This is a genomic window from Bacillus sp. SRI_025, assembly GCF_057592095.1.
On the sequence record NZ_JBYEGB010000009.1, the window covers coordinates 45,819 to 55,127 of the forward strand.

Annotated in this window: 13 protein-coding genes; all 13 read right to left on the minus strand. The window is 41.0% G+C overall.

Annotated elements, in window-relative coordinates:
* Positions 1 to 39: 39 nt before the first annotated feature.
* Positions 40 to 921 carry a 16S rRNA (cytidine(1402)-2'-O)-methyltransferase gene (gene rsmI, locus AC20OE_RS18400; protein WP_058838216.1) on the minus strand — a complete coding sequence of 294 codons (882 nt, stop codon included), beginning with the start codon at positions 919 to 921 and terminating at the stop codon, positions 40 to 42.
* A complete protein-coding gene (locus tag AC20OE_RS18405) occupies positions 896 to 1,195 on the minus strand; it encodes a GIY-YIG nuclease family protein (protein ID WP_059376749.1) in 300 nt (99 codons plus the stop codon). Before AC20OE_RS18405 ends, rsmI begins: the two co-directional genes overlap by 26 nt.
* The gene (locus tag AC20OE_RS18410) at positions 1,182 to 1,925 is read right to left on the minus strand and encodes a tRNA1(Val) (adenine(37)-N6)-methyltransferase (RefSeq protein ID WP_024427205.1); all 744 of its coding nucleotides are present in this window, start codon (positions 1,923 to 1,925) and stop codon (positions 1,182 to 1,184) included. The genes AC20OE_RS18405 and AC20OE_RS18410 overlap by 14 nt, the downstream gene beginning before the upstream one ends.
* Before the next feature lie 55 nt (positions 1,926 to 1,980).
* Positions 1,981 to 2,334, minus strand: a complete 354-nt coding sequence (yabA, locus tag AC20OE_RS18415) for a DNA replication initiation control protein YabA (protein ID WP_039175883.1) — start codon at positions 2,332 to 2,334, stop codon at positions 1,981 to 1,983.
* Between the two features lie 14 nt (positions 2,335 to 2,348).
* Complete coding sequence (gene ricT / locus AC20OE_RS18420; protein ID WP_024425628.1) at positions 2,349 to 3,176, minus strand: competence/sporulation regulator complex protein RicT; 828 nt, start codon at positions 3,174 to 3,176, stop codon at positions 2,349 to 2,351.
* 2 nt (positions 3,177 to 3,178) lie between these two features.
* Positions 3,179 to 4,168 (minus strand): DNA polymerase III subunit delta', encoded by a 990-nt coding sequence (holB, locus tag AC20OE_RS18425; protein ID WP_024427206.1) that lies wholly within the window; start codon positions 4,166 to 4,168, stop codon positions 3,179 to 3,181.
* An 11-nt stretch (positions 4,169 to 4,179) separates the two neighbouring features.
* A complete protein-coding gene (locus AC20OE_RS18430; protein WP_039175878.1) occupies positions 4,180 to 4,620 on the minus strand; it encodes a YaaR family protein in 441 nt (146 codons plus the stop codon).
* Between the two features lie 12 nt (positions 4,621 to 4,632).
* Entirely contained in the window at positions 4,633 to 4,962 is a 330-nt protein-coding gene (locus AC20OE_RS18435; RefSeq protein WP_024425625.1) for a cyclic-di-AMP receptor, read from the minus strand.
* Between the two features lie 79 nt (positions 4,963 to 5,041).
* Entirely contained in the window at positions 5,042 to 5,680 is a 639-nt protein-coding gene (gene tmk, locus AC20OE_RS18440) for a dTMP kinase (RefSeq protein ID WP_099662810.1), read from the minus strand.
* Complete coding sequence (locus AC20OE_RS18445) at positions 5,677 to 7,086, minus strand: aminotransferase class I/II-fold pyridoxal phosphate-dependent enzyme (RefSeq protein WP_487269072.1); 1,410 nt, start codon at positions 7,084 to 7,086, stop codon at positions 5,677 to 5,679. Before AC20OE_RS18445 ends, tmk begins: the two co-directional genes overlap by 4 nt.
* Positions 7,087 to 7,161: 75 nt before the next feature.
* A complete protein-coding gene (locus AC20OE_RS18450; RefSeq protein ID WP_487269073.1) occupies positions 7,162 to 8,226 on the minus strand; it encodes a toxic anion resistance protein in 1,065 nt (354 codons plus the stop codon).
* Positions 8,227 to 8,244: 18 nt separating this feature from the next.
* Positions 8,245 to 8,859 carry a 5-bromo-4-chloroindolyl phosphate hydrolysis family protein gene (locus tag AC20OE_RS18455; protein ID WP_039175866.1) on the minus strand — a complete coding sequence of 205 codons (615 nt, stop codon included), beginning with the start codon at positions 8,857 to 8,859 and terminating at the stop codon, positions 8,245 to 8,247.
* A gap of 128 nt (positions 8,860 to 8,987) precedes the next feature.
* Entirely contained in the window at positions 8,988 to 9,179 is a 192-nt protein-coding gene (locus AC20OE_RS18460) for a sigma factor G inhibitor Gin (protein ID WP_024425620.1), read from the minus strand.
* Between the last annotated feature and the right edge of the window lie 130 nt (positions 9,180 to 9,309).

Here is a 9,309-nt window from a genome sequence, read left to right on the forward strand (position 1 = left end):
TATAAAAAAGGTTCTTGCACCGTTTGCAAGAACCTTTCTTTATTGTTCAATATGATAGGCATCGTATATCGTGCGCTTTGGCACACCACGTTCGACAGCTGTACGTTTAATGGCTTCCTTCGACGTTAATCCTTCCTCTATGTAATGAATCACATGTTCTTTTTCAGATAAGGACGTCCACCATGCTTCTTCATTCAGCTCTTCTTCAGCTTGATCATTTCCTTGCACTACAAGACAGAACTCACCCCGAATTTGATTCTCCGCAGCCCATGTCAGCACAGATTCTAAATCCCCACGAATAAACTCTTCGAATTTTTTCGTTAGTTCTCTCGTAATGGCGATGTTCCGATTTCCCCACACTTCCTTCATCAAAGTCAGCGTTTCTTTTAACCGATGAGGCGCTTCATAGAAAATGATCGTTTCTTGGCGTTTCTTCAAGGCTTCAAGCTGCTTTTTCTTTTCTTTTTTTTGACGGTCGAGAAAACCATAAAAGAAAAATGGCTGAGGCGCGATTCCTGATGCAATGAGTGCCGTTAGTGCAGCATTTGCGCCAGGTAACGGAATGACATAGCCTCCGATGCTAGTAAAATCTCTTACCACTTCAGCCCCTGGATCTGAAATCGTCGGTAAACCAGCATCACTCACGAGCGCGATACTTTTCCCTTCTTTTAGCCATTCGATTAACTTGTGGCCGCTGCTGTCTTTGTTATGCTCATGATAACTCGTTAAGGGTGTATCAATTTCGTATACATGACAAAGCTTTTTCGTTTGCCTTGTATCTTCTGCGGCAATATAGTCTACATCTTTTAACGTTTGTATCGCTCGGAACGTCATATCTTCTAGATTTCCAATCGGGGTTGGGACGAGATAAAGAATGCCCATGTCAGATTGACCATCAAAGCTTTTCTGTGTCTTTTTCATGTGCCGCCTCCTTTTCCATTCGCATTTCTTCTATATACATGTCTTTCTTTTTCCGTGTCCACGTTTTGAAACGATATTCTTGCTGCATGGCTTCTCTTTTGGTTGCAAAACATTCATGATAAAAAAGCTCAACCGGCCGTCTCGCTCTTGTATACTTTGCTCCTTTTCCACTATTGTGGGTCATCAATCTTTTTTGTAAATCATTTGTATAACCTGCATACAGGCTGCCATCTACACATTTTAATACATAGAAGTAATGATTATGCTTCTCCATACAGTATCGTCCTGATTTCATCTGTATACTCCTGATCTTCCCCATAAACAAAAAGAGGCGGGAGAATTTTCAGATCTGGTTTTCCATCTTTTATGCCCTCTACCAAGATGGTATTGGCTTCTTTCCCTTGTTTGGGATAAACAAATTGAATTCGTTTCGGCTCAATTCGGTATTTCTTCATTAATTCCACAATCTCAAGCAGCCGTCCTGGTCGATGAACCATCGCCAGTTTCCCCCCTTGCTTTAGCAGCGTGGAAGAAACACGAATCACATCTTCTAATGTACAATGAATTTCATGCCGGGCAATCGCCAAGTATTCATTTTCATTGATTTCATCCTTAGAAGGTGTTTTAAAATATGGCGGGTTACATGTAATCACATCAACTTTATGGTTGCCGTAGCGTTCCGGCATATCATTCAAGTCACCATGAATCAATTCGATCTGGTGCGCAAGTTGATTATACTCCACACTTCTTTTGGCCATATCAAACAACCGTTCTTGAATTTCAACACCCGTAATCGAGGCCTTAGATCGAGTCGAAAGCAGCAATGGCACAATGCCATTTCCGGTACAAAGGTCAATGATTTCCCCTTTTTGGATTGGCACATAAGCAAATTTAGCTAATAACACTGCGTCCAATGAAAAGGCAAACACAGTTTTACTTTGAATAATCTTCATATCTTCGGCGAGCAGGTAATCTAAACGTTCATCTTCTCTTAACGAAACCATGATGTATCCTTTCTTTTCCTGTGAAAAAGGCTTCCGATTCAGCGGAAGCCTTTTCTCATTTTTTATTTAAAAATGACAGACAGAACAAACAGTCTCCCTCTTTACGAATGCTCCCATAATGTACATTACAAATATGGAAGCCCTCCTGATATAATCGGGCCAGGTTATCATGACCTTCTCCTATATCAGAATGACTTGCCTTCTGGGCAGAATCATTCTCTGCCTCAGACGATTTGTCTCGATCGGACTGATCCAGACGTTCACGCAAGTGCTGATTCTCCATCTGCAGCTGATGATTTTCTTCAATCACTTCACCAATATGATTTTTCAAATCACCTAACTGGCGATAAAGAGAACCGATTTGTTCTTCTAAATTAATCACCGTATCAAATAGTTCCTTTTTATCCAAGGTGGCACACCTCGTTACTCAGTTGTTTGTGCAGATACAACGCCTTCTTGTAATAATTCTTCCCATGTATATTCTATCACTTTTTCTTGCCCGGTTAATTCAACTTGCAAAATTCGTTCTAAAATATTGAGCCCTACTACCTTTGCAGAGCCATTAGACGTCTGAATCGTTTCGCCGATATCCGGTAATTGTTCCTTCGCTGTTTCATACTCATCATTCTCATATTTCAAGCAGCACATCAAACGGCCGCAAAGTCCTGAAATTTTTGTAGGATTTAACGATAGATTTTGATCCTTTGCCATCTTAATCGACACTGGTTCAAAGTCTCCTAAGAATGTCGAACAGCAGAGCATTCGCCCGCAAGGACCAATGCCTCCAAGCATTTTTGCCTCGTCTCTTACACCAATCTGGCGAAGTTCAATTCTCGTTTTGAAGATTGATGCAAGATCCTTCACTAGCTCACGGAAATCAACTCTGCCATCTGCTGTGAAGTAGAAGATGACCTTGTTGCGGTCAAATGTAAACTCAACATCGACAAGTTTCATTTCCAGCCCATGTTCACTTACCTTCTGAAGACATGTATCAAAGGCTGTCATCGCTGCTTCTTTGTTTTCCTCAACGATGAGCCGGTCTCGTTCGTCTGCTACACGAATGACTTTACGCAGAGGGAGAACCACATCGTGTTCATCTACTTTTTTGTTGGCGATGACCACTTGTCCGTACTCAACCCCTCTGACTGTTTCTACAATGACACAACTATCATTTTCTATATGAAATCCATTAGGATCGAAATAATAGATTTTGCCCGCTTTTTTAAAGCGAACACCAATTACGTTGTACAAGCTTATCCCTCCTGCAACATCAACACCAATTGCTCCATCAGCCCTTGGGCATTCACGTTGGATTGAAGTCTCTTTTTCGCTTCTAATACAGCAAGGATCTGGCTGGTCACCATCTGCTGTGTGGAATGCAGCGCATGCTGCTTCATTGTCTGGAATAAGTCTTGATAAATGACTTTATCTTCATTTCCTATTTGAATCGACAATACATCACGATATATAAATAAAAGCATATCCAGACCTGTTTCTTGAAGGTCTTTCTCTTTGAAAAAAGGCATCCATTGATCCTGTATATAAAAAAATGCATGTTCTTTTCGCTGGTGTAAGACTTCATACAATTTTATCACTTTCGCTCTAGACTCTGCAAACTGATCATTTCGACTTAATTCGAGTGCTTCTGCTAAATTATTGGTTAAATTCGACAAAAGCCTTGCGAGATGCTGAGATACGCCTTCTTGTAAAAGCTGCTGCTCCAAGGATTGTGGCTGCAGTGGCTGAAAGCTGAGCATCTGACATCTTGAAATAATCGTATCCAGCATTTTATGCGATTGCTCAGTGATTAAAACCGCCATCGTTTCCCGATTGGGCTCCTCTAGGAACTTCAATAAACTGTTCGCGGCATTGACCGTCATTTTGTCCGCATGAAGAATAATATACATTTTCCGGTGAGATTCTACACCCGCTTTTGTAAATTCCTCCTGCAGTGCCTGCACTTGCGCCTTCTTAATTGATTGGCCATCGGGCTGCACAAGATGTAAATCGGGATGGTTTCCTGATGCAATCCTTTTGCAGTTTTGACAGGATTCACATGGTTTCACTCCTGATTCCAAACAAAAAAAGCTCTTAGCCAACAGCATCGCTGCATCCAGCTTACCGGTTCCTTTTTTCCCTTCAAATAAGTAGGCATGCGCAAGTCGGTCTTTTTCAATACTATTAAAAATCAGCCGCATGACGCGCGGCTGCAAATCATTCATGTCATCCCAGCTAATTGCCATGTTATCACTCTCTATGTGTAAAGGTTAATCAATAAACCTTTTATTTCTCCAATACGTTCAAGCAAATCAATAGATGGTTTCTCTTGGTCCATCATTTCCTCGGTTAATTCAATCAGCTTTTCATCTAAGGCTTTGACTAAAGCAAGTGTACGTGTGTTGCCATAAATGTCAAAGCTCCTTGATGTTTCTATATTTAATCCATTATCGACTGTCTCTTTCACAAAGCGCTTCACCAGTCCTTTAAACCTAGCCAAATCCTTTAGGTTTCGTGACTTCGCCAGCTTTTTACCGAACACTTCGATATCACTGAGCATGACCGTCAGCTGTTCTAAGCGCAGTTTGCCGCTTTGCGTCTCCATCGAAGCTTTAAAGGAAGCAGATGTCTGGTTTCCTTTCAATGCTTGAAGTTCACGCTTTTCTAGACGCAGCCGCATATCTTGATTAATTTTCACAGCAACCCATCCTTAAAATTGATGAAATTGTTCAACTGGCAGAATAAATACAGTAGCTCCGCCAACTTCAACCTCAACAGGGTATGGTACGTATGAATCTGCATTTCCACCCATTGGGGATACAGGCGCGATCATTTGATCACGTTTACGGCAATTTTCTTTTATAAGCTGTAATGCTTTATCCACCCGGACATCATCACAACCAATAATAAAAGTCGTATTCCCAGACTTTAAAAACCCACCAGTTGAAGCTAATTTTGTCACGCCGAAATGATGTTCAGTCAATATTTTCAACAACTTGCTGCTATCTTGGTCCTGTACAACGGCAACAATTAATTTCATTTGATTGGCCTCCTTTATTTTAGGCACAGATGACATGCCGATGTCTTCCTCTATATTATAACAACGATTGGGAATTAGGTCATATTTGATTTTGCTTTAATGTGTCCTGAATTAATTGGAGGACTTCTTCATAGACAGACTGCATCGGCTGAGACGCATCCACTACACGGAATCGTTCTGGTGATTGTGCAATAAGCAGTTCATAGCCTTCTCTGACCAGCTGGTGGAAATTCAGCGTCTCCATGTCTAATCGATTCTTTTCTCTTCCCTGGTTGGCATCAATTCGCTTTAGCCCTTCCTCAGGTGTAATAGAAAAATAAATGGTCATTTGCGGCATCGTGCCATTGATAGCAAAATCATTAATTGATTTTACTGCTTCAATCCCAAGCCCTCTCGCATAGCCTTGATAAGCAAGGGAGCTATCAACAAAACGATCACATAAAACTGTCTGCCCGCGCTGTAATGCCGGTTCTACCTTCTCAGCCAAATGCTGCCTTCTCGCCGCTGCATATAGCAAAGCTTCCGTTTTCGCATCCATTTTTGTGTTTTTTTCATTTAAAATGACTTCACGAATCTGCTCTGCAATGTCAATGCCGCCAGGCTCACGTGTCGCCATGACTGCATATCCTTGGCGTTCCATTTCTTCATACACTTTTCGAATCACTGTCGTTTTTCCGGCACCCTCTGGCCCTTCAAACGTAATAAACATACCGCTCATAGTGTCTCCTCTTCTATATAAACATATAATTTTCTCTGATGAATCACCTGACTCGCTTGAACATGAACCTGATGTCCAAGCAAACGGCTTAAAGCCGCGATTTGATCGATTTCAATACGTTCTCCCTTAACGATCAAAGGAATACCCGGTGGATATGGTATAACCGATTCTGCACTAATCCGGCCTGCTGCATGTTCAAATGGGACGGCTTCTATATCCTGTCTATGCTCATTGTTCTCAATAGCCAGTGCCTCTCTTTGGATATGATCTTTTCCTTTGAGAAATGAATCGCTTTGATTAAGGGCCTGCTCTATTCGGTTAAAAGGAATATCCTTCTTCTGTCCTAAACCAAAGACAAGTAAAACTTGATGTTCGTCCGCAAGCTCTGGGTGAACCTCCACTGATTCAAGCACTCGTTTTAGTTCATAACCCGTCAGCCCTTTTGTTGATCGAATCACACATTTTAATGGATCGTTAGAAAGCAATTCAGACTCGACTACTTCAAGCTGAGGTATACGGTTGAACTCATTTTTCAGCTCTGCCAGCCCTTTCATCATTCCATCCAAGATCCCTTTTTTCTTGATCTCCTCGACATAGGCCCTTGCCACATCTAATGAGGCCATAATTGGATAGGATGGAGAACTGCTTTGAAGCATCGTGAGGAATGTTTTCAAACGTTTTGCATCCATTCGCTCCCCCTGAAGATGAAGGTAGGATCCCATCGTCATGGCCGGAAGGGTTTTATGTGCTGATTGTACCACCACGTCAGCTCCATAGGAAAGAGCAGATGGAGGAAAAGCGCCGCCTAATACAAAATGTGCACCATGTGCCTCATCAACCAAAACGATCATGCCTGCTTCGTGGCACATGTGAATCAGTTTTGATAAATCAGCTGCATGACCATAGTAGTTCGGATAAGTCAAAACGATCGCCCGGCAATTAGGATGTTTGGCTATGGCTTTTTTGACTGTTTCATCCGTCACATGTGTTGGAACATGCAGGTGTTGATCTATCTCAGCTTCTACCATAATAGGTCTTGCTCCTGCAAGCTCAATCGCATGGTAAACAGACTTATGACAATTTCGCTGGACGAAAATCTCATCTCCCGCACGACAGGCTGTCATCACCATCGCTAAATTTCCGACAGTTGTCCCATTCACAAGGAAAAAGCTTTGATCTGATCCATATAGCTTTGCCAATAAATGTTCAGCCTCTTGAATCACACCAGTTGGATGATGAAGATCATCTAATCCTTCAAGCTCTGTTACATCCAGCTGAAGAATTGAGTCATAATAAGTCCGTGCCTCATCAAAAAAGACATCTCCATTGTGATGTCCTGGAACGTGGAAAGAATAAGGTTTCTTTTCCGCATGTTGTACTAATGCTGTATATAAAGGTGTTTTCAAACAAATCGATCCTTTTCACTTTCGATATCTTATGTCTATTATAACGTTCATACAAGGGAACCGAAAGATGGATTCTCATTCCTTTATTGGCTGGTGATTTGTCAGCTTCTGTTCTGCCTCATACATGCTGTTTTTCAATTGAGCACGCTCTTGGCTTCCATGCTCTTTCACCTGTAACGTTTCCTGTAAGGTTTCTGCTAATTGGCGTTGAACCTTTTTCAACGTATCTATAGGTGCAAAAGCTGCTTCTTCAAGAAGTTCTCCCTGCTGCTTTGATACCTTTTCGTATGTTTTTTGGATACGATTCTGAAGAGCTGAATTGGCACGCTGCTGAATATGCGTTAACGCAATCGACATTTGGTTGATCCATAGAGGAATGGATGCAGAAACAGTTGATTGAATGTGATTGGCCAATGTATGATTCGTATGCTGGATCATTCGAATTTGGGCATTACATTGCAACGCAATCTGCCGGCTTAACAGCAAATCATATTTCCGTTCCTTCAACCTCTCCATATACTCTTCTGCATTGAATTCCTGACTCATCAATTTCTCCTCTATAGTCCGATTACCAATATGCTGAGTTTCTGATATGATCTGCTTTTCTAAAGTTGTCATTTTCGCTTCAACTGCTGCAACCTGCATCGTCATCTCTTGGAAATAAGTTTGATTTTCTTCAAATAAACGCTCTAATAACATATGATCCGAGATTAATCCGCCTTTTGCATAACGAAGTCTTGCTGATAATCTCTCGATCTGTGATTTTGCATGTTGAAAACGCGATATGATTTCCTGAGTAGAACGCTTCTCCCGCTGAAACAACTTCAAAAAAAAGCCCTGCTTCTTTGGCAGTAAATCCTCAGGTTCTACTATATGCAGCTGGTGCAAAAAGGCCTCAAGCACATCTCCTATTTGATCGATATCTTTTTTCTCAACATATTTCATCATTTGTTGTGATTGTTCCAATAATCGTTCCTGAACACGTGTACCATAGAAAAGCAGCTTTTGCGGATTGTCAGGGATCTGCTCGGCACGCTGTATGGCTTCTTGTTTCTCCTCATCAGATAAGGTATCAAACACCCGAAACTGAAGATTTGTAGTGGAAGCAGTTGATGATCGGATGTGATCTTCTGGTTTCATTGCGTTTGACTCCTTTCATTATTTCTTTATCATTTTATCTGCCACTTCAAGCTCAATATGAAGAGCTTCTATGTCTCTTCCTAATACTTGCTGCAAATCATTCGTCAATTGCTTTTGCAGCTCTGTCAGCGTCACTCGAGTTTGGCTAAGTGTCATTTCCAGCTCATGACTGCGATCAGGCTGATTATACAATAGTGCATATTTTTCAGTTAGTTCAACAACAGAATCCAAGCTTTCGAAATAAAAACGCTGTGCATCATAAAACCGGTTCGGCTCTTTTTTTGTAATCGTATAGATTCGTCGTGCAAGTCTGAGAATTTCATAATTATGTTTGATCGTTTGTACGTTTTTCACAGCAAATAAAGCTTTCTTTAAACGTACAAGCTTTTGTCCTGCTTCTTTTAAATGCTGTTTGATATATACATAATCACTACGAGACAGTCCGTGTTTCTTTAAAAACAACTGGAAAGCAACCCATCTGCTCCCTGCAAACATCACGCCCCACCCTATCATCGCATACAGTATCGATAATCCAACATGATGATGGAAAACCCCAATACTGACGGTTAAAATCACAAGCGAAAAAAAAGTAGAGAGGATGGCCCATATAAATGTATAAAAAATTGATTTCATGTTCATCGACTCCTATGAATAATCAGGCTCTCTGTTTATCTTATTATTAATTACGGATGATGTCCAAACTAAGTTCCAAAAAACAGGCCCAATCCTTCATGGCTCATAAAAAAAGACCATCTAATGGTCTATGAATACAAAGGCGGCGTATGAAGATTTTTAAGCTTTCTAACATAATCGGCATAGCTAGGATCCGAGGTCGATGTAGAAATTAACTTTCGCTCACATTCTCGGCACAAAAACTGATGATATAAATAAATTCCCTTTGTTTTTTTCTCTTCACAAATCAAACAAATCGCTTCTCGCTCTTTTTTGCTCATTGTGACACCTCCACTTATAGCTTCAGTATGCCCTAGCGCTTTCAATTGTATACAAAATTAAGAATGTTTTAGATGGTAGTTTAGTATATGTATCCATGTCAGATCGAGTGTTTGTTCCTTTTCTTAAAAA

What these genes read in the sequence shown, in the direction of transcription:
- AC20OE_RS18455 (WP_039175866.1), bottom strand. Translation starts at nt 8,859, where the DNA reads ATGAAATCAATTTTTTATACATTTATATGGGCCATCCTCTCTACTTTT.
- rsmI (WP_058838216.1), bottom strand. Translation starts at nt 921, where the DNA reads ATGAAAAAGACACAGAAAAGCTTTGATGGTCAATCTGACATGGGCATT.
- tmk (WP_099662810.1), bottom strand. Translation starts at nt 5,680, where the DNA reads ATGAGCGGTATGTTTATTACGTTTGAAGGGCCAGAGGGTGCCGGAAAA.
- AC20OE_RS18435 (WP_024425625.1), bottom strand. Translation starts at nt 4,962, where the DNA reads ATGAAATTAATTGTTGCCGTTGTACAGGACCAAGATAGCAGCAAGTTG.
- AC20OE_RS18405 (WP_059376749.1), bottom strand. Translation starts at nt 1,195, where the DNA reads ATGGAGAAGCATAATCATTACTTCTATGTATTAAAATGTGTAGATGGC.
- AC20OE_RS18450 (WP_487269073.1), bottom strand. Translation starts at nt 8,226, where the DNA reads ATGAAACCAGAAGATCACATCCGATCATCAACTGCTTCCACTACAAAT.
- AC20OE_RS18410 (WP_024427205.1), bottom strand. Translation starts at nt 1,925, where the DNA reads ATGGTTTCGTTAAGAGAAGATGAACGTTTAGATTACCTGCTCGCCGAA.
- holB (WP_024427206.1), bottom strand. Translation starts at nt 4,168, where the DNA reads ATGGCAATTAGCTGGGATGACATGAATGATTTGCAGCCGCGCGTCATG.
- AC20OE_RS18460 (WP_024425620.1), bottom strand. Translation starts at nt 9,179, where the DNA reads ATGAGCAAAAAAGAGCGAGAAGCGATTTGTTTGATTTGTGAAGAGAAA.